The organism is Antribacter sp. NEAU-D49 (genome assembly GCF_057158775.1).
On the sequence record NZ_JBXTSN010000019.1, the window covers coordinates 86,733 to 113,135 of the forward strand.

Here is a 26,403-nt window from a genome sequence, read left to right on the forward strand (position 1 = left end):
ACTCAGGCTCACGCCTCCAGGAGGATCGTGACCGGTCCGTCGTTGACGAGCTCGACCGCCATGTCGGCCCCGAAACGGCCGGTCGCGACCTCGAGGCCGCGGGCGCGCAGGTCCGCCACGACCGCCTCGACGAGCGGCTCCGCCACCGGGCCGGGGGCGGCGGCGTTCCACGTGGGACGACGGCCTTTGCGCGCATCGCCGTAGAGCGTGAACTGGCTGACGACCAGGACGGGAGCGCCCGCCTCCGACGCCGACCGCTCGTCGCGCAGGATGCGCAGCTCGGCGACCTTGCGGGCGATGGTCTCGACCTGGGCGCGCCCGTCGTCGTGGGTGACGCCCACGAGCACCAGGAGACCCGGCCGGTCGATCGCGCCCACGACCTCGCCGCCGACCGAGACGCTCGCCCGCGTCACACGCTGGACCACGGCCCTCATCGCGGCTGCTGGTCCTGCGGGTCCGCGGCCTCCGGACGGAGGTCGCCGACGCCGAACGCCGCGCGCACCTCGCCCACCGGCTGCCCGCCGCCCAGGACGTGAACGCGCCCGAGTGCGTCGAGCCCGCCGGGGTACGCGCCCGGGAGCCGGGTCGCACCGGCCGCACGCAGGGCGGCGGCGAGCACCGCCGGACGGGGGCGCTTGTCGCCGTCGAGGACCTTGAACGCGAGCGCCGTGCCGTCGGCCAGACCGGCCGCGTAGACGCCGTCGGCGCCGTCCTTGGCGACGAGGCCCGGCACCGCCTGCATCGCGAGGGTGACGTCACGACCCGTGCCGCCCACCATCTCCGGGTAGGCCGACACGGCGCGCGCCGCACGGCCCTCCGGCGACGCCGGGTCCTGCGACGCCGCCGAGGCGATGTCGGCGAAGGCCCGCGCCAGCCCCGTGACGGACGTGGAGAACAGCGGGGCGCCGCACCCGTCCACGGTGAGGTGCAGCGACTCGGGCGCGTCGCCGGTCAGCTCGAGGATGGTGCTCCGGATCACCTGCTGCAGCGGGTGCTCGGGGTTGAGGTAGTCGGTGGTGTCCCAGCCGGCGACCACGCACGTCGCGAGCATCGCCGCGTGCTTGCCCGAGCAGTTCTGCGTGAGCGACGCGGGCCCCTCACGCCCCTCGCGCAGCTCCTCGACCTGCCACGCCAGCGCGGCGGGCGGATAGAGGGGCAGGTCGGGCGTGTTGCGGAGGTGCGCGAACGTGAGCCCGGCCGACGCGAGGATCTCGCGGACCCCGTCCAGGTGCACGGCCTCCCCGTTGTGGCTCGCCGCCGCCAGGGCGAGCAGCCGGTCCGGGAGGTCCAGGCCGCAGCGCAGCATCGCGACGAGCTGCAGCGGCTTCACGGACGACCGCGGCCAGATGATCGCGCCGGGGTTGCCCACCGTCAGCAGCGGCTCGCCCGCCGGGTCGAGAACCACCAGGTGCCCCAGGTGGACCGACTCGACCAGGTCGCCCCGCACCACCTCGGCAAGGGGCGCGGCCCCGTCGAGGACGGTCCCCGGCACGACGGCCAGCGGCAGGTCCAGCGCCTCGTCCACAGTGGACTCGGACACTCTCACCACCCGCCCCGCGAGCCGCCGCTACCGCGGCCGGGGCCGTACTCCTTGAGACGCGGCCGCACGTCGACCCAGTAGATGATCGCCGGGACGACCGCGAGGACGTTGAGGAACGAGCTGGACGTGTAGCCGGCCGGTGGCAGCCCGAGGAGGCCGAAGGCCGCGGCCACACCCAGGATGATCAGCCAGATCGGCTTGGTGAGCTTGCCCTCCGCCTCGAATCCTCGGGCGGGACGCCGTACGGCGTCGACGAGAGCCACCACCTGCACGACGAAGACCACGATGGCGAGGACGATGAACACGAGCTGCTGCAGGGCTCCGAACACGGCTCAGAGCCTACGTCACCCTCGCTCGGCGTTCTGCCCCTGGGCGCCTCGCCCGAAGAGCATCGTCGCGAGCATCAGCATGAAGACGACCCACCCGGCCACCCCCGGGAGCCACACCCACTGCCAGCCGACCGTGCTCCCCACGACCACGGCGGTGACGCCCGTGAGGGTCCACGTGACGGCTGTGTAGATGCCGAAGCGTGCGGCAGCCGCGGGGTCGCGCTCGAACCGGTTGCCCAGGTCCATGTGCTCCGCCTCGAGGCGGAGGACCCAGGGCTTGCGCCGGTTGGTCGAGGTGGCGACGGAGTGCACGAGCACCAGGACGCCGACCACGACGAGGGCGACGACGACCACTCCCGAGCCCACCGCACCGAGCTCTGCCAGCGGCCACGGGGCGTCGTCGAAGGCGATCCGGACGTAGGCGAGCAGGGCCCCGAACAGCACGATCGCCCAGCCCGTGCCGAACAGCACCGCACGGCGCCGAGGCATCGGAAAGTTGCGGGACGTCTCCTGCGCGAGGGACGAGGACACGATCCAGCCGAGCGCGACGGCCGCGACGGCCGCGACCGCCAGGGCCAACCAGGGGCCGGCGTCGCGCACCGACGCCAGTCCTGCGGAGAGGAGCACCGTCGCGACCGACCCGGCCAGGACGAAGGCCGCGACGACGGTCCCGAGCACGAACGCCGGCCGGGGCCGGACGCGGTTGCGCGCGATCTCGGCCGCGACGTCGGCCCCGGCGCTCTGCGCGGGGCGCCGGTCCTGGGGGCCCGCGCCGGTGCTCTCGCTCTCCACGAGCGACCGGACGTCGCCCAGCTCGTCGACCGCGCGCCGCGCCGCCTCCTCGCCCGTGAGGCCGTCAGCCTGCAGCTCCGCCACCCGGGCGACGAGGTTGGCCCGGATCTCCTCCTTCAGGTCCTGCGTGTCGGGCGTCATCGGGAGGCCGGAGAAGGCCTCGTCGAGAAGCCTGTGGACGGACGTGCTCTGCGAAGTCATCAGCGCGCACCTTTCTGGTCGAGGAGGGAGTCGATGATGCCGCGGGTGGCAACCCAGGCGGCGACGTTCTGGCGGTACACGGCACGGCCGGCGTCGGTGATCCGGTAGTACTTGCGGCGGCCGCCCTGCGACTCGTCGCCCCAGTAGGCCTCCACCAGACCGTCCTTCACGAGGCGGCGGTAGGTGGCGTAGAGAGTGGCTTCCTTGATCTCGTACCGGCCGCCGGTCGCCTCGCGGATGGCCTTGTAGATCTCGAAGCCGTAGCGGTCCCCCGAGCGCAGGGAGCCGAGCACGATCGTGTCGGTGTGGCCCCGCAGGAGGTCGGCGGCGAAGGCGTCGGCGAGCGCGCGTTCGACGGTGGTGACGGGTGGTCCCCCGTCCGGGCTGGTCTCGCGTCGTTCGATCACGACAGGTACTGTATCTGATCAAGTACCTGACCACAACGGTCTCCGCCGGATCCCGCGGAGGGGGCTACAGCTCGGGCAGGGCGTCCCGCGCCGCGCCCGGGGACGCCCCTGCGGCTTCAAGGACGTCGACCAGCGGAGAACGGAGGAGCATGACCAGCGACTGGACCTGCCAGTCCCCCTCGCCCACGCCCCGCGGGTCGGCGTGCGCGGCGGCCTCCGTGAGGAGGCGTCGCGCGGGCGCCGCGTCGCCGTTCGTGGCGACGGCGGACGCGAGCAGCCGCACGCCCGCCGCGAACCGCTCGACCAGGTCCGCGACAGGACCCAGGTCGTGCGTACCGGCGCGCACCACAGGCTGCGCCCGGCGGGCCAGGACACGCACGCTGCGCATCGCCCGGTCGCCCAGCACCGCCTGCACCTCGAGCCGGGCGAGCTCGGTGCGGTGCACCCGGCCCACGCTCACCCGGGCAAGCTCGCGCGCTCCCTGGGACGCCTCGAGCCACTCGTCCAGGACCGGCTCCGAGGCCCGCCCGCGCACGAGCGCCGCCGCCACGTCGTCCTCGTCGCGGGAGCGCAGCCCGCGGGCGAGCGTCTCAAGGGTCTGCGCCAGCTCGACGAGCGCACGCTCACCCAGCGCCCGCGGCCGGCGACGCGTGTCACCAGGGGTCAGCACGGCGACGAGCAGGGCGAAGGCGCCACCCACGAGGGCGTCGGTCCAGCGGCCCACCGGACCCCCGGAGACGGCCGGGAGGCCTACCACGATGATCGCCTGTGCCCCCGCCTGGGTGACCAGCAGGGCGCCACGGTCGATGAACCGGGCGACGAGCGCCGAGAAGAACAGGACGACCGTGAGCTGCCACCAGCCGGACCCGATCAGGTGCACCACCAGGTCGCCCATGCCCACGCCGACGGCGACGCCCACAGCCAGCTCCGCCACGCGCCGCACGTCGCGCTGGGCCGTGAAACCGAGGCAGATCCAGGCGGCGACCGGGGCGAAGAACGGCATCGGGTGGCCCAGCACGTGGACCGCCACGGCATACGCCGCGCCGGCGGCCAGGGCCGCCTGCCCGATAGGCACGAGCCCGGCACGCGTCCGCGTCCAGCCCTGGCGCGCCCGGGTCCGCAGCACGAGGGACCGCATGGCGCGGCGGAGCACGTCGTCGGCCGGACCGGGGAGCGCACTCACACGAGCATCCTTGCGGGCCCAGGCACCGCAGGCCACACGACGTGCGTCACAGCCCGGCCCGGGCTCAGATCAGGCTGCCGGGTCCCCGCAGGCCAGGGGTGACGGGGCCTCGCGGCTGCGGCCGGTCCACCGACACACCGTCGCCCGGGACCACCACCTCCTGCGCGGCCGCGACCTGCAGGGGCGAGCCCCCGGCGTCGGACAGCACGAGCAGCTCCGCGTCCTCCGGGACGCTGCGCTTGACCACCGCGAGGCCGATGGGGCCCAGCTCGTGGTGGCGCGCCATCGACGTCAGCGTCCCCACCACCTTGCCCGACGCCGGGTCGTCGCCCTCTGCACGGAGCCGCACCTCCGCACCGGGCTCGGGCATCAGGTGCCCCGAGCCGTCGAGGTGGAGCATCACCAGGCGGCGGGGCGGGCGGCCGAGGTTGTGCACCCGGGCCACGGTCTCCTGGCCGCGGTAGCAGCCCTTGTGCAGGTGGACCGCGGTGCGCAGCCAGTCGAGCTCGTGCGGGATGGACCGGTGGTCCACGTCGCGCGCCAGCCGGGGGCGCCAGGCCTCGACGCGGAGCGCCTCCGTGGCCCAGGTCCCGGCGAGCCGCCAGCCGGTCGCCTCCCGCTCGGCGACGGCGGCCTCCAGCCGGTCGCGCGGGACCAGGACGAGGCGCCACGGGCGCTGCATGCCCGGGTGCTCGGACTCGGCGGGCCCGTACCGGGTGCCGCCCCCCGTGACCCGCGGCCAGCTGTCGCGCCAGGTGACCGGCTCGCCCTCGGCACCCTCGGCGTCGACGGCCTCACCGATCGCCGCGTACTCGGCGGTCACGTCGGCGATCTCGACCTGCATCATGAACTTCATGCGCTGCAGCCAGGCAGCCAGCTCGGGCGCGTGCGAGGGCTCCGTGACGAGCCAGGTGGCCTCGCCGTCGTCGACCACCGACGCGGCGTGCTCGAGGTGGCCCTGCGGCGACAGCACGAGCAGCTCGGTGGACTGCCGGGGGCGCAGGTCCGCGAGGTCCTGCGAGGTGATCGAGTGCAGCCAGCCCAGGCGGTCGGGCCCCGCGACACGGACCACGCCCAGGTGAGACTGGTCCACCACCGCGCCGCCGCGCGCCAGCGCGCGCTGCTCCGCGACGGGGTCGCCGTAGTGCCAGGCGATCCCAGCGTCGGGCCCGGTCGCGGCGACTGCGCCGTGGCGGGCCAGGAGGGGGCTCGTGTAGTCGGTCATGAGGGTCACCTACCGTGCAGCGTCGGACGGGGTGCCGCCATTCCCGGCAGCCGCGTCACAGCCGGTCCAGCTCCGCCGACGCGTAGGAACGCAGGGGCTCACCGAACGCGGCCAGCTCCTCGACCCAGAGGAGCCGTCCCTCGACGAGGCCGTACAGCCGCTTGGACGCGCTCACCACCGACGCGGTCGACGTGCGGGCGATGAAGTCCGTCGCCAGGTCGATGCGGCCGTTGCCCACGGCGCCCAGGTAGAGGCTCAGCCGGCCGGAGGCGTCGGTGACGAGCACCTCGACGGCGTGCCGGTTCTCCTCCAGGCCGTCAGGGCGGTCCGTGGAGACGCGCCAGTAACCGGTCTCGGTGGACCACACCGTCCCCGCGTCGTTCGGCGTGGGCGCCACCGGAGCGGCGTCGTCGCCGTCCGTCGGGTCGGCCACGGGCTCCGGCCACTCGCCGTCGGCGGGGACCCGCTCCGGCACCTCGGCGTCCAGCACGCGCAGCGTCGACTCGAAGCGCAGGTAGGGACCGCCGTCGTGGTCGAAGACCAGGTCCTGCACGAACGTGCGCCGGTCGATGCCGGGGTACTCGATCACGCCCTCGCCCCGCCAGCTACCGACGAGCCACGCGAGGGGGTAGACCTCCGGCGCGAGGCCCTCCGGGAACGTGAAAGGCATCAGCGCTGGCCGGAGAACAGCTTGTAGACGACGTACCCGGCGAACCAGGTGATCGTCAGCGTCGCCGCGATCAGGAGGCCGATGAAGACAGCTTCGAGCGTGTGGTACATGACGACGATCCTAACCGCCAGTGCCTACGCTTCCGCCATGACCAGCACCCCTCGTTCCCTGGTGATCAAGACCACATTGGGCCTCGACCGGCCCGAGGCCACCAACCAGGCCTTCACCGTCGCGGCCGCCGCCGCCGTCGCCGGCGCGGAGGTCAGCCTGTGGCTCACCGGCGAGTCCGCGTGGTTCGCCGTGCCCGGCCGGGCAGCCGACCTCGCGCTCGAGCACGCCGCCCCGCTGCCCGACCTGCTCGCGACGATCCTCGAGGCCGGCACCGTCACGCTGTGCACCCAGTGCGCCGCCCGGCGGCAGCTCACCGAGGCCGACGTGCTGCCCGGCATCCGGATCGCCGGAGCCGCGGTCTTCGCGGAGGAGATCCTCCGCGAAGGGGCCCAGGCGATCGTCTACTGAGCGCCGCCCGGCCTGGAGCCGGGCCGCACCCGGCGCAGCAGCAGGTACAGCTCGCACCCGAGGCAGAGCCCGACGACGGCGTTGAGCGCCGCCGCGACGAACGCGACAGCGGCCGCGATCGGCACGGCGACGAGAACCCCGGACAGCCCGAGCACGACGCCCACGCCCGTCACGAGCAGGCCCACCCCCTGCGCGAAGCGGGGCGGCCGACGGTCCTCCACCTCGCTGGAGGGTGCGAGCCGCGGTCGCACGAACCGGCGAAAGACCCACCCCTGCCAGGTCCCCTCCGCCCCGCGGAGCGTGCCCAGCAGGAACCCGGCGGCCACGACCGCCAGGAGCACCAGTCCTGCCGTGCTCGCGCCGAGCAGCACCACGACGGCCAGCAGGGCAGCCGTCACTCCCGCGCCGAACCGCGGCCCGCGGGGGTCGATCCCCAGCGCCGTACCGTCCGCCGTACCCGTCCGCGTCACCTGCGCGTCCTTCCGTGATCCATCGTCAGGTCGTCCATCGTCAGGTCGTCCACCGTGCTGAGCGCCTCCACCGCCTGCCTGCGAGAGACTGCGCCGCTCATCCGCGCCACCTCGCGGCCCGAAGGGTCGAGCACGAGCACCGTGGGCGTGCGCAGCACGCCGAGCTCCCGCACCAGGTCGAGGTCCTCGTCCACGTCGAGCTCCCGGTGCGTGACACCGGCGTGGCCGTCCGCGAGCTCGCCGAGCACGCGGGCCGTCGCACGGCAGGGGGCGCACACCGCGGCGGAGAGCTGGAGGAAGGTGGCCCGGGCGCCCAGGACGACGCCCTGGTCCGTCCAGTCGCGGGCGGTCGCGGCGGGCCGCGCCCGCACCGCTCCTTGGCGACGCGACCACCACACGCCGATCGCCGCCGTGATCACCATCACCACCGCGAGCATCACCAATCCGTCTGCCATACCTCTCCCCCTGGACGTCCTGCCACGTCAGCGGCCCGGCCGCCGCACCATTCTGGCCCACTCCACGCCCCTGGCGGCGCACGGCCCGCCGCGGTCGAGATCTGAACGGCTTTCAACTATCTCGATCGTGCGTGATACGTTGCCCGAGCGAAATATCTTCTGGGGGGAATGTGTGGTAATGGACGATTTTCCCACCAGGTCCTGGAACGGACTGGTGATCCCCGCCCCTGGCGTCTACACCCTGGACCCCGCGCACAAGAGACTCGGCTTCCTGGCCATGCACATGATGGTCAGCCCGGTCCGCGGCGAGTTCGGTGACGGGTCGGCCACGGTGCACGTGACGGAGGACCCGCTCTCCTCGCAGATCAGCGCGACCATCGTCGCCTCGACGATCAACACGCTGAACCCCGAGCGGGACGCCCACCTGGCGAGCCCCGACTTCCTGGACGTGGCGGAGCACCCCACCATCGAGTTCCGCAGCACCGGCATGAAGCTCAAGGACCAGGTGGACCCGATCTTCTCCTGGGCTCGGCTCAAGGCGAACGCCTCCGGCCACCGCCCGGCGAACCTCGGTGAGCCCGACCACGCCACCGGCCGTTTCGTCGTCCCCGGCGAGCTGACCATCAAGGGCGTCACGCGCCCGGTCGAGCTCGAGCTCCAGTACGGGGGCGCCCGGCGCGACCCCTACGGACGCGACATCTTCGGGTTCAGCGCCACCTGCGAGATCGACCGCGAGGACTACGGCCTGCTCTGGAACGTCGCCCTCGAGACCGGCGGTGTGCTGGTCGCCAAGAAGGTCCGGATCGAGATCGCCGGCGAGGCGATCCGTCAGGCCTGACGCGGCCTCAGCCCACGACCATCCGGCCCACGACGAACACGAGGATGCCGCCCACCGCCACGGGCAGAGCGCTCGCGGACAGGCTGGGAAGCCGGCGCCGCAGTGCGGGCAGCTGCTCGAGCAGCAGGTGCAGCGCCCCGACCACCAGGCCGGCCACCACGCCGGACCAGAGCCCGCTCACCGTGTCGATGTTCGGCAGGACGGTCCCGACCGCCCCGCCCGCGACGACCGCCCCGCCGAGGGTGACCGCGAGCCTGGCCCAGCCCTTGAGCGGTACCGCGGACAGCGCCGCGGCGAGGGCGATCGCGGCGGCGCTCGTCACCACGAGCGCCGCACCGGCCTCGGACCGGCCTGCCGCCACCCAGCCCGCGCACGCAAGAGCGACCACCACCCCGGCGACGGAGCCGGAGACCGACTCCACCAGCCGGGGACGCCCGCCCCGGCGCATCATCTCGGAGAGGAACGCGAGCACCATGCCGGCAGCCAGCACCATGGGCAGGTACCTCAGCACGGGCTCCCCCGGCGTCGCGTACGCGACGGCGACCGAACCGATGCCGGCGAGCATCACGACGAGGCGGGTGCCACCTTCGGCCGGCAGCCGCAGGAGGCCTGGCCATCCCAGCGCGAGCAGGACGACGAGGGCGACGGCGGCTCCGGCGAGCGCCAGCGTGCTGACGTAGGCCGCGGCGGCCACGCCGGCGGCGAGCGCGGCGGTGACGACGGCACGGGTTGAGACGGACACGACCCCGAGTGTCCCAGATCGGGCGGGCGCCATCGCTCCCCCACGCCCCTTCCAGGGTCTGGCAAGGCCCCGCACAGGGCCCGGACACCCCTCATGACGACCATGTCACAACCAACTCACGCGGCTCTGACCAGCACCGTGGTAGGAAGGAAAAGGGCGTGTAACATGCACGCAACAAGCAACAAGGCAGACTTCCGGAAGCCACGGAGGCTACGGGGCGACGTCGCTCGCGCGGATGTTGTCGAGCCGGGACGGTTGCATGGCGCCGGTCCGAGAGGAGGTGCGTCGAGTATGGCTGAGCTGTTGATCCTCACTCCCGCGACGGGGGGCTCGGCCGAGGTGCTTCCAGCACTGGGGCTTCTGTCCCATCGTGTCCGGGTCCTGCCCATGGAGCCGTCGGCCCTCGTCGACGCCCCTGACGCAGACGTCGTCCTCCTCGACGCCCGCCGCGACCTGGTCGCGGCGCGCACCACCTGCCGACTCCTCCACGCCACGGGCCTCACCGTCCCGCTCGTGCTGGTGCTCACGGAGGGTGGCCTCACGGTCGTCACGCACGAGTGGGGCGCTGACGACCTCCTCCTCGAGAACGCGTCCCCCGCCGAGGTCGAGGCGCGCCTCCGCCTGGTGGTGGAGCGCTCCGCCAGGGGCCCCGCCGAGGAGAGCCAGCAGGAGATCTCCGCCGGCGAGCTCGCCATCGACGCCGGCGGTTACACCGCCCGCCTCCGCGGCCGCCCCATCGACCTGACCTACAAGGAGTTCGAGCTCCTCAAGTACCTGGTCCAGCACCCGGGCCGCGTCTTCACGCGCGCCCAGCTGCTGCAGGAGGTCTGGGGCTACGACTACTACGGCGGCACCCGCACCGTCGACGTCCACGTGCGTCGCCTGCGCGCCAAGCTCGGCCCGGAGCACGAGCAGCTCATCGGCACGGTCCGCAACGTCGGCTATCGCTTCGACCCGCCCAAGGAGCAGCGAGCGGCCGACGACGGAGCCTCCTCCGGCGCACCCGGCACCTCGGGCACGGGCTCCGGTCCGGGGACTCCCGCCGGTCCCACCACGACCGCCGAGACAGCGGCTCCAGCCCCTGCAGGTGGCTGACCCCTCCGCGCGCCGGTGGCCGACCCCGCCGGATGCCGCGTAGGTTCGTTCCCGTGACGGCAGTCGACAGCGCCACCGCGCGCACTGACGCGGACCCGAATCGTTCCGCGCCCGCACGGCAGCCGGTGACCTCGGCCACGATGAGCGACTACACCTCCGCCCTGGTCGACGGACCGTGGCGGCACGAGTTCGTGCCCGCCAACGGATCGCGGTTCCACGTCGCGCTCACCGGCCCGGACGACCGGAGCGCGCCGCTGGTCGTCCTGCTGCACGGCTTCCCGCAGTTCTGGTGGACCTGGCGGCACCAGATGCCGGCCCTCGCCGACGCCGGGTACCGGGTCGCGGCGATGGACCTGCGAGGCACCGGCGCGTCGGACAAGCCGCCGTGGGGCTACGACGCACCGACCCGGACCAGCGACGTCGCGGGGGTCATCCGGTCGCTGGGCCGGGAGCGGGCGGTCGTCGTCGGCCACGGTCAGGGCGGGACGCTCGCCTGGGCCATGGCCGCGCTGCAGCCCGACGTGACCGCTGCGGTGGCCGCGCTCGCGGCGCCGCACCCCAGCGGCGTGCGCGTGTCGCCGTACTCGCTCCTCACGCCGGTCGCGCGCCGGCAGCTCGCCTTCTACCAGGTGCCGACGCTCCCGGAGCGGGCGCTCGTCCGCGCCGACCTCGTGGACCGCGTGCTGGCCTCGGGCGCCGCGTCACCCTTCGACAAGGACGTCGTGGCGAGCTATCGCGACGTGGTCCGCATCCCGTTCGCCGCACACACCGCGATGGAGGCCCTGCGCTGGTCCGTCCGGTCCCGGTCGCGCCCGGCCGGCCGCCGGTACCTCGCCGCGCTCCGCCGGCCCGTCGTCGTCCCGGCCCTGCAGGTGCACGGGGCGCAGGACGGCCTGCTGCGCCGGGACGTCGCCGACGCCGACGCCGCCGTGCTCGCGCGAGACTTCCGCTTCGAGCTGGTGCGTGGCGCCGGGCACTTCCTTCCCGAGGAGGCGCCCGACGCCGTCACGCAGATCCTGCTGGACTGGCTCCCTCGGGCGGCTGCGGAGCAGTGACGACGTCCGTGAGCCGGTCCGGGACGGGCCGCACCGGGCTGGTCTTCACCATGAGCTCCGCCTTCGCGGGATCCACCTCGCCGATGCCGTAGGACGGGCACCACTTCCGCACCGTGCACGCCCCGCAGGCCGGGCGCCGCGCGAAGCAGACCCGGCGGCCGTGCCACACGAGCCGCTGGCTGAGGTCGGTCCACTCGCGGCGCGGGATGAGCTCGCCCACCTCGGCCTCGACCTTCACGGGGTCCTCGGCGGTGGTCCAGCCGAGGCGCCGGGCCAACCTCCCGAAATGCGTGTCCACGGTGATGCCCGGTACGCCGAAGGCGTTCCCCAGCACCACGTTGGCCGTCTTGCGCCCGACGCCGGGGAGCGTCACGAGGTCGGCGAGCCGGGGCGGTACCTGGCCGTCGAACCGCTCGACGAGGGCCGTACCGAGCCCCATCAGCGCCTTGGCCTTGGCGCGGTAGAAGCCGAGCGGCTTGAGGAGCTGCTCGAGCTCGTCCGGGTCGGCTGACGCGTACGCCTCGGCGTCCGGGTAGCGGGCGAAGAGGGTGGGGGTCGTCGCGTTCACCCGGACATCGGTGGTCTGGGCGCTCAGGACCGTGGCGACCAGCAGCTCGAGCGGCGTGCTGAAGTCGAGCTCGGCCCTCGCGTCCGGGTACGTGAGACCGAGCTCCCGGTTGATGCGCCGGGCCCGGCGCACGAGCGCCAGCCGGCTCTCCCCCGCGAACCGGCGCGCGCCGTCGGGCGCCGGGGCCTTCTCGGTACCCGGCCTGGTCGCGGTCGTCCCGTCCTCCGTCATGTCCGACAGGCTAGCCACGGCCACCCACACCCGCGCCGCCCGCGGGGTTGTATACAAGTGCACAACGGTGCGAGAGTGAACACCATGACGACGCCGCAGCAGGTCCTCCCCGGACCTGCGCCCCGCAGGCAGTCCGGCGCCCGGGCTGTCTACGAGCTGCTCCGCGAGCGCATCATCGCCGGCGCGCTGGCCCCGGGCGAGCGTCTCACCGAGCCGCTGCTCAGCGGCAGCCTCGGCGTCTCCCGCACCCCGCTCCGCGAGGCGCTCCGCCTGCTCCAGGCCGAGGGCCTCGTCGACGAGCTCCCGACCGGCGGCGTGCGGGTGGCGCCGCTGGACCTGGCGGACGCCCGGCGGGTGTCGGCCGTGCGCGCCCGGCTGGAGGGCCTGCTCACCGCCGAGGCGTGCGAACGGGCCACGCCGGACGACGTCGAGCGGCTCCATCGCCTCGTCGACCTCATGGCGGCCGTCCGCGGCCACGAGGACGAGGTGCTGCGCCTCGGCGCGCAGTTCCACGGCGAGATCGAGCGCATCGCCGACAACGCCTGGTGCTCGGCCCTGCTGCGCCAGATCCGAGGGCACGTGGACCGGTACCGCCTGCTCGCCGCGCGGCGCAGGGCGGGTACCACGGACCACGTCGACGAGCACCGGGCGGTCGCCGCCGCCGTCGAGCGCGGTGACCCCGCCGCCGCCGAGGCCGCCATGCGCGCCCACATCGAGCGCAGCGCCGAGATGACCGAGCAGGCCCTGACCGACCGGACCTCCACGACCCCCTGACCGGGGACAGCACCCGAGAAGAGAGCACCGATGCCGCACTCCCACCACCTCCGCGTCTACAAGAGCGCCGAGAACCTCGACCGCAAGGACCAGCTGGCCTGGAAGCTGGCGGAGCTTGCCACCGACCCGGTGGAGCCCACGCCCGAGGTCGTCGACATGGTGATCAACCGCGTGATCGACAACGCCGCGGTGGCCGCGGCGAGCCTGACCCGAGGGCCCGCCGTCGCGTCCCGGGCCCAGGCCCAGGCGCACCCGTACCGGCCCGGCGCCACCGTGTTCGGCCTCGCCCCCGAGGCGACGAGCAGCCCTGAGTGGGCCGCGTGGGCCAACGGCGTGGCGGTGCGCGAGCTCGACTTCCACGACACGTTCCTCGCCGCCGAGTACTCCCACCCCGGCGACAACATCCCGCCGATCCTGGCCGTGGCCCAGCACGCCGGCTGCGACGGCCGTGCCCTCGTGCGGGGCATCGTCACGGGCTACGAGATCCAGGTGGACCTGGTGAAGGCGATCAGCCTGCACAAGCACAAGATCGACCACGTGGCCCACCTCGGGCCGAGCGCGGCGGCGGGCATCGGCACGCTCCTGGGCCTGGACACCGAGACGGTGTTCCAGGCGATCGGCCAGGCTCTGCACACCACGACCGCGACCCGCCAGTCCCGCAAGGGCCAGATCTCCACGTGGAAGGCCCACGCCCCCGCCTTCGCCGGCAAGGTCGCCGTCGAGGCCGTGGACCGCGCCATGCGCGGCCAGACGTCCCCTGAGCCCGTCTACGAGGGCGAGGACGGGGTGGTCGCCTGGCTGCTCGACGGCCCGGACGCCGCGTACGACGTCGTCCTGCCCTCCCCGGGCGAGCCGCGCACCGGCATCCTGGACACGTACACGAAGGAGCACAGCGCCGAGTACCAGGCGCAGGCCATCATCGACCTGGCCCGTGCCCTGGGCTCCGAGCGGCCCGAGCTCTGCGACCCCGCCACCGTTGCGAGCATCGTGCTGCACACCAGCCACCACACCCACTACGTGATCGGCTCGGGCGCGAACGACCCTCAGAAGTACGACCCCACGGCGTCCCGCGAGACCCTCGACCACTCGGTGCCGTACATCTTCACCGTCGCGCTGCAGGACGGCGGGTGGCACCACGTCGACTCCTACGCCCCCGAGCGCGCGCAGCGCCCCGACACGGTCGAGCTGTGGCGCAAGGTCACCACCGCCGAGGACCCGGAGTGGACCCGGCGCTACCACTCGACGGACCCGGCCGAGAAGGCGTTCGGCGGCCGTGTCGAGATCACGCTGACGAGCGGCGAGGTGGTCACGCGCGAGATCGCCGTGGCCGACGCCCACCCGCTCGGCGCCCGGCCCTTCGCCCGCGCGCAGTACGTCGCGAAGTTCCGCACGCTGGCGGCGGGCGTCCTCGAGGACGCGGAGATCGAGCGCTTCCTCGCCCTCGCCGAGCGGCTGCCGGAGCTCACCGCGGCCGAGGTCCGCGAGCTGACGATCGTCGCCCGGCCCGGCCTCCTCGAGTCGGCCGGGTCGCCGCGCGGCCTCTTCGATCTCGGGGTCGCGTGATGCTGTTCAGCCGGACCACCCCCGCCGCGAAGCGGCGCGCGTTCCGCGAGCGCCTCGCGGCTGGCGAGATCCTGCGCTTCCCCGGCGCCTTCAACCCGTTGTCCGCACGTCTGATCCAGGACAAGGGCTTCGACGGCGTCTACGTCTCGGGGGCGGTGCTGTCGGCGGACCTGGGGCTGCCCGACATCGGCCTGACGACGCTGACCGAGGTCGCGGGCCGGGCGGGGCAGATCGCCCGCGTCACGGATCTCCCGGCCCTGGTCGACGCCGACACCGGCTTCGGCGAGCCGATGAACATGGCCCGTACCGTGCAGACCATGGAGGACGCCGGAGTGGCCGGCATCCACGTCGAGGACCAGGTCAACCCGAAGCGCTGCGGGCACCTCGACGGCAAGGAGGTGGTGGGCCTGGCCGACGCCGTCCGGCGCGTCCGGGCCGCCGTCGACGGCCGCCGCGACCCCGACTTCCTCATCATGGCGCGCACGGACGTGCGCGGTACCGAGCCGGGCGAGCGCGGCCTGCGGCTCGCGATCGACCGCGCCAAGGCCCTGGCCGACGCCGGGGCGGACGCGATCTTCCCGGAGGCCATGGCGGACCTGTCGGAGTTCGAGGCCGTGGCGTCCGCCCTGGACGTCCCCGTGCTCGCCAACATGACGGAGTTCGGCAAGTCCGAGCTGTTCACCGCGCAGCAGCTCGCCGACGCCGGTGCCCGCATCGTCATCTACCCGGTGACCCTGCTGCGGATCGCCATGGGGGCCGCGGAGCGCGCCCTCGACGAGATCGCGTCGTCGGGCACGCAGGAGGCCCTGGTGCCGCAGATGCAGACCCGGGCCCGCCTGTACGAGCTCGTCGACTACGCGGGCTACAACCACTTCGACGACCAGGTCTTCACCTACCGACCCTGACCACCCGCTCGACCAGCACCACCCCCGCCGACACCGAGCCGCTCACGAAGGAGTGACCGCATGACGATCACCGAACCCACCCCCGAGATCCGCAAGGGCCTTGCCGGCGTGGTCGCCGACACCACGTCCGTCTCGAAGATCGACCAGGAGTCCAACTCGCTGCTCTACCGGGGCTACCCGGTCCAGGACCTCGCGGCCCGCACGTCGTTCGAGGAGGTCGCGTACCTCCTGTGGCACGGCGAGCTGCCGACCCCGGCCCAGCTCGCCGACCAGACCTCCGTCGAGCGGGCGCACCGCGCGCTGACGCCGGAGGTCCGCGCGGCGATCGAGGCGCTGCCCCTCGACTGCCACCCCATGGACGTCTGCCGCACAGCGGTCTCCGTCCTGGGCGCCCATGACCCGCAGGCCGAGGACTCGTCCCCGGAGGCCGAGCTCGCCAAGGCGCTGCGGCTCTTCGCCGTGCTCCCCGCCGTGGTGGCCTTCGACCAGCGCCGCCGCCGCGGCCAGGACCTCGTCGAGCCGCGCGACGACCTGGGCTACGCCCAGAACTTCCTGTGGATGGCGTTCGGCGAGGAGGCCGACCCCACCGTGGTCAAGGGCTTCGAGGTGTCGATGGTGCTCTACGCCGAGCACTCGTTCAACGCGTCGACGTTCACCGCGCGCGTGATCACGTCCACGCTCGCCGACCTCCACTCGGCCGTCACCGGCGCGATCGGCGCGCTCAAGGGCCCGCTGCACGGCGGCGCGAACGAGGCGGTCATGGCCACGTTCGAGGAGATCGGCTCGGCGGACCGCGCCGAGGCGTGGCTCGACGACGCGCTGGCCCAGAAGAAGAAGATCATGGGCTTCGGTCACCGCGTCTACAAGCACGGCGACTCCCGGGTGCCCACGATGCGCGGCGTGCTCGAGGACCTCGCGGCCCACTACGACCGCCCGGACCTCCTGGACCTGTACCGGTCGCTCGAGGCGGCCATGACCGAGCGCAAGAACATCCTGCCGAACCTGGACTACCCGGCCGGACCCGCGTACCACCTCATGGGTTTCGACACGAACATCTTCACGCCGCTGTTCGTCGCGTCCCGGGTGACCGGGTGGACGGCGCACGTCATGGAGCAGCGCGCCGCCAACGCGCTGATCCGGCCGGTGTGCGCCTACGTCGGCCCGGAGCGCCGGGACGTCCCGTAGCCGGGAGCGTGGTGGCCGGAGCGTCGTGGCCGGACCAGGCCACGCGAAGGCGACATAACCGCCCAACCCGGGCTCCGGCGTCGGCCCGCGGCGCCTAATGCCCGGCAAACTCGCCAAGGTAAGGCAGACTGGTTGGTGGAAACCTTTATGGACGAAAGTCCCCGACACGTGAGGACACCCCTGGTGGACGACGACGTCGTACTCTCTGCCCCCCTCTTCGCGGACATGGACCGCGAGGAGACCCGTGCGCTCTTCGACTCCATGGTTCCCGTGGAGCTGGTCCGAGGCGACGTCCTCTTCCGCGAGGGCGAGCCGGGCGACCGGCTCTATGTCATCGCGCAGGGCAAGATCAAGCTGGGCCGCCGCTCCACGGACGGCCGCGAGAACCTGCTGTCGATCCTCGGTCCCGGGGAGATGTTCGGCGAGCTGTCGCTGTTCGACCCGGGCCCCCGCACGGCGTCCGCGTCGTCCGTGTCCGACGCGATGGTCTACGAGCTGCGCCACGACGCGCTGGTGAAGTGGGTCGCGGAGCACCCGAACGTGGCCATGCGCCTGCTCGGCGCGCTCGCGCGCCGGCTGCGCCGCACGAACGACTCGCTCGCGGACCTCGTGTTCTCCGACGTCCCCGGCCGCGTCGCGAAGGCGCTGCTGGACCTCTCGACCCGCTTCGGCGAGCCCAACGACGACGGCATCCGCGTAGCCCACGACCTCACGCAGGAGGAGCTGGCCCAGCTGGTCGGCGCCTCGCGCGAGACGGTGAACAAGGCCCTGGCCGACTTCGCGACCCGCGGCTGGGTCCGGCGCGAGGGCCGCGCGGTGGTCCTGCTGGACCTGGACCGGCTGGAGCGCCGCGCGCGGTAAGCACGGCTGGCCCGACGACGACGAAGCCCGCCTCCCGTACGGAAGGCGGGCTTCGCTGTCGGCTGGCATCGGTGACCTAGATGGTGCCACCGCCCCCAAGTGCATCCCCGAGCGCATCCATGAACCAGTAGAACAGTGCGATGGCTGCGATCACCACGACGCCGAAGACAGCGAGCACGACCGCACCGAAGACCTGCTTCTTGTCCATGGACGCCTTCCACTGCGAGTCCGGTTCAGCCATCCTGGGTCGCTCAGAAGACGAAGGACAGTCACGCCAGCTCGACGATCACTTCCACCTCGACCGGGGCGTCGAGCGGCAGCGCCGCGACGCCCACGGCGCTGCGGGCGTGCACCCCGGCGTCTCCGAAGATCTCGCCCAGGACGTTGCTCGCGCCGTTGATCACCGCGGGCTGCCCCGTGAACGACGGGTCGCTCGCCACGAACCCGACGACCTTGACCACCCGGGCCACCGCATCGAGGCTGCCCGTCACCGACCGGACCGCGGCGAGCGCGTTCAGCGCGCAGGTCCGGGCGTAGGTCGCGGCGTCCTCCGGGGTCACCAGGCCGTCACCGAGCCCGACCTTGCCCGCCTCGGGCAGGGCGCCGTCGACGAAGGGCAGCTGCCCGGAGGTGAAGACCAGGTTGCCGGTGCGCACCGCGGGGACGTAGGCCGCGACGGGCGCCGCCACGTCGGGCAGCGTGATGCCCAGCTCGGCGAGACGTGCCTCGTGACCCATCCCGGTCAGCCCTGTCCGCCGGTCGGGCGCTTCAGGTAGGCGACGAGGCCGGTGCCGTCGGGGCCCGGGACCACCTGGACGAGCTCCCAGCCGTCGGAGCCCCACTGGTCGAGGATCGCCTTGGTGTTGTGGATGAGGAGGGGGATCGTCGCGTACTCCCACGTGGTTGCCATGTGGCTGATGCTAGCCCGCGATCCCCCACACGACCTGCACAGGCCGACAGGCCGCTCGCGGCGCACCTGAAGGGCCGAAACCCGTAACCTAGGCACATGGCCAACCCCCGCGAGCCACGTCGGATCACGCGTACCCTCCCCGCCACCCAGCTCATCGCGCTGCTGCTGGCGTTCGTCCTCACCGCAGGCGTCGGCGGCGTCCTCGCCGCAGGTCTGGTGATCCCGCTCGCCGCGGGCGCCGACGCCACGACGGACACCGCCGTGAAGCTGTTCGACGAGGTCCCGGAAGAGCTGGTGCGCGCACCCCTGTCGGAGCAGTCCCGTGTGTACGCGAGCGACGGCACCACGCTGCTGGCCACCTTCTACGCGCAGAACCGGATCGTGGTGCCCCTCGACCAGGTATCGCAGGCCATGAAGGAAGCGGCCATCGCCATCGAGGACCGCCGCTTCTACGAGCACGGCGGTGTGGACCCCGAGGGCATCATGCGTGCGGCCGTGCGGAACGCGGGCGGTACCGAGGGGACGCAGGGCGCGTCGACGCTGACCCAGCAGTACGTGAAGAACGTGCTGATCGAGGAGGCGGACAAGGCCGACGACGCCTTCGGCGTCATGAAGGCCCGCGAGGACTCGCTCGAGCGCAAGCTGCGGGAGGCCAAGCTCGCGATCGCGCTCGAGAAGACGATGACCAAGGACCAGATCCTCGAGGGCTACCTCAACATCGCGCAGTTCGGCAAGAACCTGTACGGCGTCGAGACGGCAGCCCGCTACTACTTCAGCAAGCACGCGTCCGAGCTCTCCCAGCTCGAGGCGGCGACCATCGCCGGCATCACCAAGGCGCCCACGGAGTTCGACCCGCTGACGAACCCCGAAGAGGCCCAGAAGCGTCGCAACCTTGTGCTGCACACGATGTGGGAAGAGGGCTACATCGCGAACACCGCCGACTACGAGGCGATGAAGGCCACGCCGATCGCCGACACCCTCCGGGTGACGCCGGTCGACCTGGGCTGCCAGACCGCGGGCGGTGCCGCGTTCTTCTGCGAGTACGTCATCAAGGAGATCATCCTCAGCCCCGAGTTCGGGGAGACCCCGGCCGACCGGCAGGCGCTGCTGTACCGCGGCGGTCTGGACATCATCACCACCCTGGACATGGGCAAGCAGGCGGCGGCTGAGGCCGCCGTCAACGGCGCTGTCCCGGCCAACGACCAGAGCGGCCTCGAGGCCGCGATGGCCTCTGTGGAGCCGGGGACGGGCAAGATCCTTGCCATGGCGCAGAACGTGCCGTTCGACGCGAGCGAGGAGCCCGCGCCGCGTACCACCGCCGTGAATTACGCGGCGGACGCCGCCCACGGTGGCTCCCGCGGCTTCCAGGTGGGCTCGAACTTCAAGCCGTTCGTGCTCGCCGAGTGGCTCCGCTCCGGACACCGCCTCTACGACACGGTCAACGCCAACAAGGTCGATCGCGTCGTGAGCTCCTTCAAGACGCCGTGCGTGGGCAGCCTGGGCCGGGACACGTGGTCGCCCGCCAACTCCGACGGCAACGGCGGCGGCACCATGAGCGTCATCGAGGCCACGTACAACTCCGTGAACACGGCCTACGCGAGCATGGGACACCAGCTCGACCTCTGCGCCCTGCGCACCACCGCGTGGAACATGGGCTTCCGGCCCACCAACTCGAACCAGGGCAACCCGCACGCGGTCTACGACCCGGTCGAGACGGACATCGACGTGCGCGCCCCGATGATCATCGGCACCCAGGAGTCGTCCCCGCTGCACCAGGCCGCCGCGTACGCGACGATCGCCAGTGGCGGCACCTACTGCGAGCCCGTCGCGATCCTGAAGGTCACGAACACGGACGGCGCGGAGCTCCCGGTTCCCTCGGCGAACTGCAACCCGAACGCCCTGCCGGCGAACATCGCCCACACGATGACGTTCGCGATGCAGAACGTGTTCACCAAGGGCACCGCGATCGGCAAGGGACCGGAGGGCGGCCGTCCCGCCGCTGGCAAGACCGGTACCACCCAGTACTCGTGGCACACATGGTTCACCGGCTACACCGCCCAGCTCGCCACCTCGGTCTGGGTGGGCGACGTCGAAGGTCTGGTCCGTCACGAGAACATGCGGGTCAACGGGAAGTACTGGCGGGGCTTCATGTACGGAAGCTACGTGGCCGCGCCGATCTGGCAGCAGTACACCAACGCCGCGAGCGTGGGCATGCCGCACGTCGGCTTCGGCGCCCCCGACCCCAACCTGATCGGTCAGCCCGCGGCCCCGCCGCCGCCTCCCGCACCGGAGCCCGGCAACCCAGGCGGTGGCGGTGGCAACCCCGGCGGCGGTGACGGGGGTGGCGGAGACGGCGGTGGTGACGGCGGTGACGGTGGCGATGGCGGCGGCGTCGTCATCCTCCCGCCGCCGGGTGGTGGCGGCGACAACGGCGGCGGCAACGGTAACGGCGGCCAGCCCTGAACGGCGTGGGAGTCCTGAAGGCGCTCGGGATCGCCGGCGGCATCGCCGCCGGCGGTCTGGCGTACGCGCACCTCGAGAGCAAGCTCTTCACCGTCCGCCGCGCCACGCTGCCGATCCTGCCGCGTGGTGAGCGCCCGGTCCGGGTGCTGCACATCAGCGACCTGCACCTGACGCCCGGCCAGCGGTCCAAGCAGGCCTGGGTCCGGTCGCTCGCCGACCTGCGGCCCGACGTCGTGGTGAACACGGGCGACAACTTCGGTCACCGGCAGGCTCTGGCCCCGCTGCTCGACTCGCTGGGTCCGCTCCTCGGCGTGCCGGGCGCGTTCGTCATGGGGTCGAACGACTACTTCGCCCCCACGTTCAAGAACCCGGCCCGCTACCTGCTGCCGGACGCGCGGGTGGACCCGGTTGCCCCCGAGGCCCTGCCGACCGAGGCGCTGGCGACAGCCTTCACTCGTGCCGGATGGAAGGACCTGACCAACCGGCGCGACGTCGTGGAGCTGGCGGACGGCCGGCTCCTGGGGCTCGTCGGGATGGACGACCCGCACCTCGACCGGGACCGGATGCCGGCCCCGGGCCGCGCACCCGGCGAGGACGAGGCGGTGCTGCGGCTCGGCGTGGTGCACGCGCCGTACATCCGCGCGCTCGACGCCCTGCGGGACGACGACGTGGACGCGATCATCGCGGGCCACACGCACGGCGGCCAGCTGCGTGTCCCCTACTTCGGTGCCCTCGTGACCAACTGCGACCTGGACCGTCGCAGGGCGAGCGGCCTGCACGGCTGGCCCGGGCCCCGGCCCGACCGGGACGGCGGCGAGGGCTCGACGTGGCTCCACGTCTCCGCAGGAGCCGGCACGTCGCCGTACTGGCAGATCCGCTTCGCGTGCCGGCCTGAAGCCACCCTCCTGACCCTCGTCGCGTCGTCGGTCTGAGCACCGCCCGGAGCCGTGATCCTGCCCACGGGCTTTCGGTTTCCGTTCCGGTCCGTCCGTGGGCTATTCTGGGCACGCTTCCGCAGCATGGGTTCACGCCCTGACGGCGAGAGTGATCCCTCGGGGTGTGGCGCAGCTTGGTAGCGCGCTTCGTTCGGGACGAAGAGGTCGCAGGTTCAAATCCTGTCACCCCGACCATGTGAAAGGCCCTCTGACCAGCGGAAACGCATGGTCGGAGGGCCTTTCGCCTTGCCGGAACACCGGCGTGCGGAACCGACGGTGGTCCGCTGTGGGCAGGTGGCCGCCGTCTACGGACGACTGCGTTCTGCCGCCTTCCTCATGAGGCGGGTCAGCCGAGCGACGGTGAGCAGGCCGACCGCAGACGCCACCACCAGTACGGCGATGACCGGGATCGGTGCTCCTGCGAACAGGACCGGCCAGGTCGCAGCGCGCCCCAGGATCATGGAGCCCCACACCGGAATCGTGAAAAGCGCCGTCACGGCGACAGCGCTGCATCCGAGTACGAGAGCTGCTCGGACCTTTCCGCCGCGCCGTGCCCAGCGACGGCTCCGCCATACTCCGCGCACGCACAGGGCGAGGAGAGCGAAGGCAGCGACGGTGATGAGGAGGTCGCGGCTCGGGCCAGGCGCGGACGGCGCGGTTCCGAGTGCTCCGGTGGCGGATCCCTCGTACAGGGCGGCGGCGATCTCGTACGGATCGGGGCCGGTGCTTGCCTGCAGCACTGCTACGCCGACCTCGTCCGGGAAAAGTCCCTGGTAGGCGCCGGTTCCGGCACCGACGCCGGAATGCGAGACCCGTTCGACGCCGCCGTCGGCCGGTGGCCCGCTGTACCAGCCCAGCGCGTAGAGGCCTCCCTCCGGCGCTTGACGGCGGTGCATCTCGTCCCGCATCGCGGTGGACTGCACATCCTCGCCGTCGGGCAGGGCGCCGTGCTGGAACCGGAGCCAGATGCCCAGGTCGTGAGCCGTGGAGGTCACACCGCCCGCACCGGCGACCCACGCGTCAGGACCGGAGACCCGGACGGGCATCCCGTACACCTGGGCATGTCCGGGAGCCCCCTGGACCTGGTGGCCCGTGGAAGCGCTCGTGGTCTCCGACATTCCCAGCGGATCGAGGACCTTCTGCTGCAGATAGGTATCGAACGTGGTGCCCGAGACCTCTTCGACGAGCCACGCGCAGATCCAGTAGTTCGGGTTCGAATAGGCCCAGTCGGCGCCGGGCTCAGCATCCAGCCGGCTGCGTGACAGCAGCTGGCTTACGTCGCGCGAGGACCGCGGCCCCGCCGCGTATTGGTCGAATCCGAGGGCCGCGTCGGTGATCCCGCTCGACTGATTCAGGAGCTGCCGTACCGTGATGGACTCGGCACGCTCGTCGCCGAGCCGCAGGGCTGGCAGATAGTCCATGACCGGGGCATCGAGGTCCACGTGTCCCTCCTCGACGAGCTGCAGCACCGCCGTCGCAGTGAACGACTTCGACAGCGACTCGATGCGAAACGGCGTGTGCTCATCGACCGCGCGTCCATCGACATGTCCCGCGCCGACCGCTACCTGCACGTGGTCCCCACGTGTGACGACGGCGGCGATCGCCGGGACTCCGCTCTCGTGCACCACGTTCAGCCACGCCTGGACGTCCGCTGCCGGCGGTGTCGCCGAGGCTCGCTGCACCGGCGAGAGCGCGATCTGCGCCAGGGATACGAGGACCACGCCGACGACGACGGAGCCGGTGCGGACGGATCGGGAGCGCGCCGCTGGCGCTTCTCTGCTCATGCGTCACACGCTAGGAACTCGTCGACACGCGACGGCAGGCCCGTCCGGCCCCTCGGTGGGCGGCGAGATACCCCCTGAACGGCGGGGTGCGCCGAGGTGGCGAGAACGCGAGAATGCGGACATGTTCGACGTCTTTGCCTGGGGTGGGATCCTGCTGCCCGTGGTGGTCGCCGCCGTGCTTGCGGCGCGGCTGCTGCTGTTGCGTCGGCACGAGGCAGAGCTCGGCTGGGAGCTCGCGGCGCACAAGGAGTCGCGCGCTGCGGAGACCGAGCAGCGCATCCGTTCGGAGCATGCTGCCGAGCTGTCGCGCACGATCCACGACGACCTCGGTCACCGCCTCACGCTCGCTTCGATCGAGGCCGCCGCTCTGCGCACGCGCGCAGGCGCAGACCTCGCACCGGATCTCGAACGGCTGCGTGCGTCCATCTCGGCGTGCGTCGAGGCGCTGAACCGGTCGGTCAGCGGTCTCGGCCAGGAGGCGGTGAGACCCGGGTTGGCCGAAAGCATCGAACGCATCGCCGATGACGTCCGCCGGACCGGTACCCCGGTGCGCGTCGACATCCAAGGCATGAAGGGACGTGTGGCTGGATCGACGCCGTCCTCGACCACGACCAGCACTGCGGTCTCGGTGGCGCGTGAAGGATGTACGAACGCGCTGCGCCATGCCCCCGGAGCGCCGATCGCCATCCTTCTCCGGGTCGACCGTGACGACGTCGTCATCGAGGTGAGGAACGATTCCGCGGATATCGCCGTCGATCCGACCGTCGCCCCGACCGGCGGGCATGGCCTGCGGGGGCTCGCTGCCCAGGTCAAGGAGCTCGGCGGCTCGCTGGAGGCCGGCCCCGGTGGTGATGGTTGGCACGTTCGCGCCCGCCTGCCGGTGCAGGCCACGACCGGGGTGGACGACGCTCGGCGCGTGCTCGTGGATCGGCGTCGCCGGACACGCCGGATGCTCATCGCTCTCCCCATGGCGACTGCCGCACTCCTGATCGCGATCCCTGTGGGCGCGGTGCTCGGACAGGCGGCGCTCTCCCGTCTTTCTTCCGCGGACTTCGCCGCCATCACCGTCGGGGAGCCCGAGGACAGCGCCCGTACCCGACTCCCGGTCATGGAGATGGAGGCACCACCGCAACAGCGGGGATCGGGTACCTGTCGGCACTACGAGTCGACGTTCAGTCCGTTCGAACGCACCGACGTCTATGAAGTCTGTTTCGCGAACGGGCGAGTGAGCACGGCGACGATCATCCCGGCGCCATGATGCATGCTCCGAAGGCCGACGACGGTTCGGAGCCGATCCGTGTCGCACTGATCGACGATGAGCCGCTCATCCGAGCCGGCCTGCGAACGATCCTCGAGAACGATCCACGCCTGCGCGTCGTCCTCGAGCACGGAGACGGTCTCGGCGTCGTCCCGGCGGTCCGAGGAGCCCGGTGCGACGTGGCCCTGGTGGACGTGAGGATGCCGGGGCGTTCGGGGCTCGACGCGATCGCGGATCTGCGCGCGGCAGGCACCTCGGCCCGGCTGGTCGTGCTGACCACGTTCGCCGACGCCGAGTACCTGCGCCGTGCGGTAGAGCTGTCCGTGGACGGGTACGTGACGAAGGCCAGCGCCCCGGAGGACCTCGTCAAGGCAGTGCACACTGTCCATTCCGGCGGCGCTGCGTTGTCGCCCGTCGTGGCCCGTTGGCTGCTGGAGAACGCGGCAGCACCGATGTCACGACGGGCCGAAGCCCGTGACGCGGTCGCGCGGCTCACGCCACGTCAACACGAAGTCCTCCTCGGCATCGCACGAGGTCAGGACAACGCCCAGATCGCCCGCGGACTGCACCTCTCCGAAGCGACGGTGAAAGGCTACGTCAGCGAGGTGCTCCAACGCCTCGGCGTGGAGCGTCGGGTACAGGCGGCCGTACTCGCCCATCAAGCCGGGTACAGCTAGGGCCTGTCCTGTGAATCGCGGAGCCAGAGGATGATGGCTGCGATCGTGAGTTCGGACCGGTAGTAGGCGGCTCGTTTGGTGTATCGGGTGGCCAGGGCGCGGAACTGCTTGAGGCGGTTGAAGCACCGCTCGACGACGTTGCGGCCCTTGTAGGTCTGCGGGTCGAACGCGGGCGGTCGCCCGCCGGCTCTGCCGCGGCGGAGCCGGTGGGCGGCGTGGTCCTTCTTCTCGGGGCTGGTGAACGCGATCCCGCGCCGGCGCAGCGCGCGGCGGGTCGCGGGGCTGGAGTACGCCTTGTCGGCCAGGACCCGGTCGGGCCTCTTGCGGGGCCGTCCGGGTCCGTCGCGTTTCACGCTGACCTGGTCCAGCAGGGGCAACAGCTGCGGGTTGTCCCCAGCCTGCCCCGGCGTCAGGATCACGCTCATCGGCAGGCCGCGGGCGTCGGTCGCCAGGTGGATCTTGGACGTCAGTCCGCCCCTCGACCGGCCGAGCGCCTCATCAGCGACCGCGAGGTCTTCGACCCAGCCGGCCTTGCAGCCCCCTTTTTCCGGGCACCGGCAGCGTGCTGGTGGGCCCGGACGTTGGTCGAGTCGATCGAGAAGGTCCACTCGACCTTCCCGACCGCGTCGTCCTTGACCTGCACGTGGTCCAGGATCCGTTCCCAGGTCCCGTCCGCGGTCCACCGACGCAGCCGCTCGTGCAGCGTCTTCCACGGCCCGTACTTCGCAGGCACGTCCCGCCACGGCGTCCCGGCCCGCAGCCGCCACA

31 protein-coding genes and 1 tRNA gene are annotated in these 26,403 nt (G+C 72.3%); 14 read left to right on the forward strand and 18 right to left on the reverse strand.

The window, feature by feature from the left end:
* Window positions 1–8: 8 nt before the first annotated feature.
* From dtd to AC060K_RS15295, 8 genes are all read right to left on the reverse strand, one after another.
* On the reverse strand, window positions 9–434 hold the full coding sequence (gene dtd / locus AC060K_RS15260) for a D-aminoacyl-tRNA deacylase (RefSeq protein ID WP_483766253.1): 426 nt from the start codon (window positions 432–434) through the stop codon (window positions 9–11).
* Window positions 431–1,540, reverse strand: a complete 1,110-nt coding sequence (locus tag AC060K_RS15265) for an asparaginase (protein WP_483766254.1) — start codon at window positions 1,538–1,540, stop codon at window positions 431–433. The genes dtd and AC060K_RS15265 overlap by 4 nt, the downstream gene beginning before the upstream one ends.
* A gap of 2 nt (window positions 1,541–1,542) precedes the next feature.
* Window positions 1,543–1,869, reverse strand: coding sequence for a DUF2516 family protein (locus AC060K_RS15270; RefSeq protein ID WP_483766255.1), 327 nt, complete (start codon window positions 1,867–1,869; stop codon window positions 1,543–1,545).
* Between the two features lie 15 nt (window positions 1,870–1,884).
* Window positions 1,885–2,862: a permease prefix domain 1-containing protein gene (locus tag AC060K_RS15275; RefSeq protein WP_483766256.1), complete on the reverse strand. Its 978-nt coding sequence runs from the start codon at window positions 2,860–2,862 to the stop codon at window positions 1,885–1,887.
* Window positions 2,862–3,269 (reverse strand): PadR family transcriptional regulator, encoded by a 408-nt coding sequence (locus AC060K_RS15280; protein ID WP_483766257.1) that lies wholly within the window; start codon window positions 3,267–3,269, stop codon window positions 2,862–2,864. Before AC060K_RS15280 ends, AC060K_RS15275 begins: the two co-directional genes overlap by 1 nt.
* A 64-nt stretch (window positions 3,270–3,333) precedes the next feature.
* Window positions 3,334–4,452 carry an FUSC family protein gene (locus AC060K_RS15285; protein WP_483766258.1) on the reverse strand — a complete coding sequence of 373 codons (1,119 nt, stop codon included), beginning with the start codon at window positions 4,450–4,452 and terminating at the stop codon, window positions 3,334–3,336.
* Between the two features lie 64 nt (window positions 4,453–4,516).
* On the reverse strand, window positions 4,517–5,677 hold the full coding sequence (ygfZ, locus tag AC060K_RS15290; RefSeq protein WP_483766259.1) for a CAF17-like 4Fe-4S cluster assembly/insertion protein YgfZ: 1,161 nt from the start codon (window positions 5,675–5,677) through the stop codon (window positions 4,517–4,519).
* Between the two features lie 55 nt (window positions 5,678–5,732).
* Window positions 5,733–6,347 (reverse strand): heme-binding beta-barrel domain-containing protein, encoded by a 615-nt coding sequence (locus tag AC060K_RS15295; protein ID WP_483766260.1) that lies wholly within the window; start codon window positions 6,345–6,347, stop codon window positions 5,733–5,735.
* 147 nt (window positions 6,348–6,494) lie between these two features.
* Here AC060K_RS15295 and AC060K_RS15300 point away from each other — a divergent pair, with 147 nt between their 5' ends.
* Complete coding sequence (locus AC060K_RS15300) at window positions 6,495–6,866, forward strand: DsrE family protein (protein WP_483766261.1); 372 nt, start codon at window positions 6,495–6,497, stop codon at window positions 6,864–6,866.
* Here the strand turns inward: AC060K_RS15300 and AC060K_RS15305 are convergent.
* Complete coding sequence (locus AC060K_RS15305) at window positions 6,860–7,336, reverse strand: DUF4395 domain-containing protein (RefSeq protein ID WP_483766262.1); 477 nt, start codon at window positions 7,334–7,336, stop codon at window positions 6,860–6,862. The two genes, AC060K_RS15300 and AC060K_RS15305, sit on opposite strands and share 7 nt — an antisense overlap.
* Window positions 7,333–7,791: a thioredoxin family protein gene (locus AC060K_RS15310; RefSeq protein ID WP_483766263.1), complete on the reverse strand. Its 459-nt coding sequence runs from the start codon at window positions 7,789–7,791 to the stop codon at window positions 7,333–7,335. Before AC060K_RS15310 ends, AC060K_RS15305 begins: the two co-directional genes overlap by 4 nt.
* 178 nt (window positions 7,792–7,969) lie before the next feature.
* Here AC060K_RS15310 and AC060K_RS15315 point away from each other — a divergent pair, with 178 nt between their 5' ends.
* Window positions 7,970–8,629 (forward strand): YceI family protein, encoded by a 660-nt coding sequence (locus AC060K_RS15315; protein WP_483766264.1) that lies wholly within the window; start codon window positions 7,970–7,972, stop codon window positions 8,627–8,629.
* 7 nt (window positions 8,630–8,636) lie between these two features.
* Here AC060K_RS15315 and AC060K_RS15320 read toward each other — a convergent pair whose 3' ends face one another.
* Window positions 8,637–9,371 (reverse strand): hypothetical protein, encoded by a 735-nt coding sequence (locus AC060K_RS15320; protein ID WP_483766265.1) that lies wholly within the window; start codon window positions 9,369–9,371, stop codon window positions 8,637–8,639.
* A gap of 291 nt (window positions 9,372–9,662) precedes the next feature.
* On the opposite strand from AC060K_RS15320, the gene AC060K_RS15325 reads away from it, so the two are divergent.
* A complete protein-coding gene (locus tag AC060K_RS15325; RefSeq protein WP_483766266.1) occupies window positions 9,663–10,466 on the forward strand; it encodes a winged helix-turn-helix transcriptional regulator in 804 nt (267 codons plus the stop codon).
* 140 nt (window positions 10,467–10,606) lie between these two features.
* Window positions 10,607–11,521, forward strand: coding sequence for an alpha/beta fold hydrolase (locus tag AC060K_RS15330; protein ID WP_483766282.1), 915 nt, complete (start codon window positions 10,607–10,609; stop codon window positions 11,519–11,521).
* Here the strand turns inward: AC060K_RS15330 and nth are convergent.
* Complete coding sequence (gene nth / locus AC060K_RS15335; RefSeq protein ID WP_483766267.1) at window positions 11,472–12,320, reverse strand: endonuclease III; 849 nt, start codon at window positions 12,318–12,320, stop codon at window positions 11,472–11,474. The genes AC060K_RS15330 and nth overlap by 50 nt on opposite strands.
* Window positions 12,321–12,404: 84 nt before the next feature.
* Between nth and AC060K_RS15340 the strand changes: the two genes are divergently transcribed.
* The 5 genes from AC060K_RS15340 (at window position 12,405) to AC060K_RS15360 (ending at window position 17,608) form a co-directional block, all read left to right on the forward strand.
* The gene (locus tag AC060K_RS15340) at window positions 12,405–13,094 is read left to right on the forward strand and encodes a GntR family transcriptional regulator (RefSeq protein WP_483766268.1); all 690 of its coding nucleotides are present in this window, start codon (window positions 12,405–12,407) and stop codon (window positions 13,092–13,094) included.
* 30 nt (window positions 13,095–13,124) lie between these two features.
* Window positions 13,125–14,657: an MmgE/PrpD family protein gene (locus AC060K_RS15345; protein ID WP_483766269.1), complete on the forward strand. Its 1,533-nt coding sequence runs from the start codon at window positions 13,125–13,127 to the stop codon at window positions 14,655–14,657.
* Window positions 14,657–15,562, forward strand: coding sequence for a methylisocitrate lyase (gene prpB, locus AC060K_RS15350; protein ID WP_483766283.1), 906 nt, complete (start codon window positions 14,657–14,659; stop codon window positions 15,560–15,562). The genes AC060K_RS15345 and prpB overlap by 1 nt, the downstream gene beginning before the upstream one ends.
* A gap of 60 nt (window positions 15,563–15,622) precedes the next feature.
* Complete coding sequence (locus AC060K_RS15355; protein WP_483766270.1) at window positions 15,623–16,747, forward strand: bifunctional 2-methylcitrate synthase/citrate synthase; 1,125 nt, start codon at window positions 15,623–15,625, stop codon at window positions 16,745–16,747.
* 183 nt (window positions 16,748–16,930) lie between these two features.
* On the forward strand, window positions 16,931–17,608 hold the full coding sequence (locus AC060K_RS15360) for a Crp/Fnr family transcriptional regulator (RefSeq protein WP_125776348.1): 678 nt from the start codon (window positions 16,931–16,933) through the stop codon (window positions 17,606–17,608).
* Between the two features lie 76 nt (window positions 17,609–17,684).
* On the opposite strand, the gene AC060K_RS15365 is transcribed toward AC060K_RS15360, so the two are convergent.
* The 3 genes from AC060K_RS15365 to sp36 are packed head-to-tail and all read right to left on the reverse strand — an operon-like array spanning window position 17,685 to window position 18,518.
* Window positions 17,685–17,849, reverse strand: a complete 165-nt coding sequence (locus AC060K_RS15365) for a hypothetical protein (protein ID WP_483766271.1) — start codon at window positions 17,847–17,849, stop codon at window positions 17,685–17,687.
* A 28-nt stretch (window positions 17,850–17,877) separates the two neighbouring features.
* The gene (locus tag AC060K_RS15370; protein WP_483766272.1) at window positions 17,878–18,345 is read right to left on the reverse strand and encodes a RidA family protein; all 468 of its coding nucleotides are present in this window, start codon (window positions 18,343–18,345) and stop codon (window positions 17,878–17,880) included.
* A gap of 5 nt (window positions 18,346–18,350) precedes the next feature.
* Complete coding sequence (sp36, locus tag AC060K_RS15375; RefSeq protein ID WP_483766273.1) at window positions 18,351–18,518, reverse strand: Sp36 family protein; 168 nt, start codon at window positions 18,516–18,518, stop codon at window positions 18,351–18,353.
* A gap of 96 nt (window positions 18,519–18,614) precedes the next feature.
* On the opposite strand from sp36, the gene AC060K_RS15380 reads away from it, so the two are divergent.
* The 3 genes from AC060K_RS15380 to AC060K_RS15390 all read left to right on the forward strand — a co-directional run bounded on the left by AC060K_RS15380 (window position 18,615) and on the right by AC060K_RS15390 (window position 22,111).
* Window positions 18,615–20,981: a transglycosylase domain-containing protein gene (locus tag AC060K_RS15380; protein WP_483766274.1), complete on the forward strand. Its 2,367-nt coding sequence runs from the start codon at window positions 18,615–18,617 to the stop codon at window positions 20,979–20,981.
* The gene (locus AC060K_RS15385; protein WP_483766284.1) at window positions 20,978–21,913 is read left to right on the forward strand and encodes a metallophosphoesterase; all 936 of its coding nucleotides are present in this window, start codon (window positions 20,978–20,980) and stop codon (window positions 21,911–21,913) included. The genes AC060K_RS15380 and AC060K_RS15385 overlap by 4 nt, the downstream gene beginning before the upstream one ends.
* A gap of 121 nt (window positions 21,914–22,034) precedes the next feature.
* Window positions 22,035–22,111, forward strand: a tRNA-Pro gene (locus AC060K_RS15390).
* Window positions 22,112–22,221: 110 nt separating this feature from the next.
* On the opposite strand, the gene AC060K_RS15395 is transcribed toward AC060K_RS15390, so the two are convergent.
* Window positions 22,222–23,544, reverse strand: coding sequence for a serine hydrolase domain-containing protein (locus AC060K_RS15395; RefSeq protein WP_483766275.1), 1,323 nt, complete (start codon window positions 23,542–23,544; stop codon window positions 22,222–22,224).
* Window positions 23,545–23,821: 277 nt separating this feature from the next.
* Between AC060K_RS15395 and AC060K_RS15400 the strand changes: the two genes are divergently transcribed.
* A complete protein-coding gene (locus AC060K_RS15400) occupies window positions 23,822–24,958 on the forward strand; it encodes a sensor histidine kinase (protein WP_483766276.1) in 1,137 nt (378 codons plus the stop codon).
* On the forward strand, window positions 24,955–25,635 hold the full coding sequence (locus AC060K_RS15405; RefSeq protein WP_483766277.1) for a response regulator: 681 nt from the start codon (window positions 24,955–24,957) through the stop codon (window positions 25,633–25,635). Before AC060K_RS15400 ends, AC060K_RS15405 begins: the two co-directional genes overlap by 4 nt.
* Here the strand turns inward: AC060K_RS15405 and AC060K_RS15410 are convergent.
* Together AC060K_RS15410 and AC060K_RS15415 are read right to left on the reverse strand one after the other, a co-directional pair.
* On the reverse strand, window positions 25,632–26,105 hold the full coding sequence (locus AC060K_RS15410; protein ID WP_483766285.1) for an IS5 family transposase: 474 nt from the start codon (window positions 26,103–26,105) through the stop codon (window positions 25,632–25,634). The two genes, AC060K_RS15405 and AC060K_RS15410, sit on opposite strands and share 4 nt — an antisense overlap.
* Window positions 26,102–26,403 (reverse strand): transposase (locus AC060K_RS15415; protein ID WP_483764950.1); only part of this gene is annotated, 302 nt, incomplete at its 5' end. The genes AC060K_RS15410 and AC060K_RS15415, both read right to left, overlap by 4 nt.

Excerpts from the sequence above, each read along its gene's own strand:
- AC060K_RS15325 (WP_483766266.1), top strand. The coding sequence starts at position 9,663 with ATGGCTGAGCTGTTGATCCTCACTCCCGCGACGGGGGGCTCGGCCGAG.
- AC060K_RS15400 (WP_483766276.1), top strand. The coding sequence starts at position 23,822 with ATGTTCGACGTCTTTGCCTGGGGTGGGATCCTGCTGCCCGTGGTGGTC.
- AC060K_RS15365 (WP_483766271.1), bottom strand. The coding sequence starts at position 17,849 with ATGGCTGAACCGGACTCGCAGTGGAAGGCGTCCATGGACAAGAAGCAG.
- sp36 (WP_483766273.1), bottom strand. The coding sequence starts at position 18,518 with ATGGCAACCACGTGGGAGTACGCGACGATCCCCCTCCTCATCCACAAC.
- AC060K_RS15300 (WP_483766261.1), top strand. The coding sequence starts at position 6,495 with ATGACCAGCACCCCTCGTTCCCTGGTGATCAAGACCACATTGGGCCTC.
- AC060K_RS15275 (WP_483766256.1), bottom strand. The coding sequence starts at position 2,862 with ATGACTTCGCAGAGCACGTCCGTCCACAGGCTTCTCGACGAGGCCTTC.
- AC060K_RS15295 (WP_483766260.1), bottom strand. The coding sequence starts at position 6,347 with ATGCCTTTCACGTTCCCGGAGGGCCTCGCGCCGGAGGTCTACCCCCTC.
- dtd (WP_483766253.1), bottom strand. The coding sequence starts at position 434 with ATGAGGGCCGTGGTCCAGCGTGTGACGCGGGCGAGCGTCTCGGTCGGC.
- AC060K_RS15405 (WP_483766277.1), top strand. The coding sequence starts at position 24,955 with ATGATGCATGCTCCGAAGGCCGACGACGGTTCGGAGCCGATCCGTGTC.
- AC060K_RS15370 (WP_483766272.1), bottom strand. The coding sequence starts at position 18,345 with ATGGGTCACGAGGCACGTCTCGCCGAGCTGGGCATCACGCTGCCCGAC.
- AC060K_RS15310 (WP_483766263.1), bottom strand. The coding sequence starts at position 7,791 with ATGGCAGACGGATTGGTGATGCTCGCGGTGGTGATGGTGATCACGGCG.
- AC060K_RS15315 (WP_483766264.1), top strand. The coding sequence starts at position 7,970 with ATGGACGATTTTCCCACCAGGTCCTGGAACGGACTGGTGATCCCCGCC.
- AC060K_RS15355 (WP_483766270.1), top strand. The coding sequence starts at position 15,623 with ATGACGATCACCGAACCCACCCCCGAGATCCGCAAGGGCCTTGCCGGC.
- ygfZ (WP_483766259.1), bottom strand. The coding sequence starts at position 5,677 with ATGACCGACTACACGAGCCCCCTCCTGGCCCGCCACGGCGCAGTCGCC.
- nth (WP_483766267.1), bottom strand. The coding sequence starts at position 12,320 with ATGACGGAGGACGGGACGACCGCGACCAGGCCGGGTACCGAGAAGGCC.
- AC060K_RS15345 (WP_483766269.1), top strand. The coding sequence starts at position 13,125 with ATGCCGCACTCCCACCACCTCCGCGTCTACAAGAGCGCCGAGAACCTC.
- AC060K_RS15340 (WP_483766268.1), top strand. The coding sequence starts at position 12,405 with ATGACGACGCCGCAGCAGGTCCTCCCCGGACCTGCGCCCCGCAGGCAG.
- AC060K_RS15380 (WP_483766274.1), top strand. The coding sequence starts at position 18,615 with ATGGCCAACCCCCGCGAGCCACGTCGGATCACGCGTACCCTCCCCGCC.
- prpB (WP_483766283.1), top strand. The coding sequence starts at position 14,657 with ATGCTGTTCAGCCGGACCACCCCCGCCGCGAAGCGGCGCGCGTTCCGC.
- AC060K_RS15330 (WP_483766282.1), top strand. The coding sequence starts at position 10,607 with ATGAGCGACTACACCTCCGCCCTGGTCGACGGACCGTGGCGGCACGAG.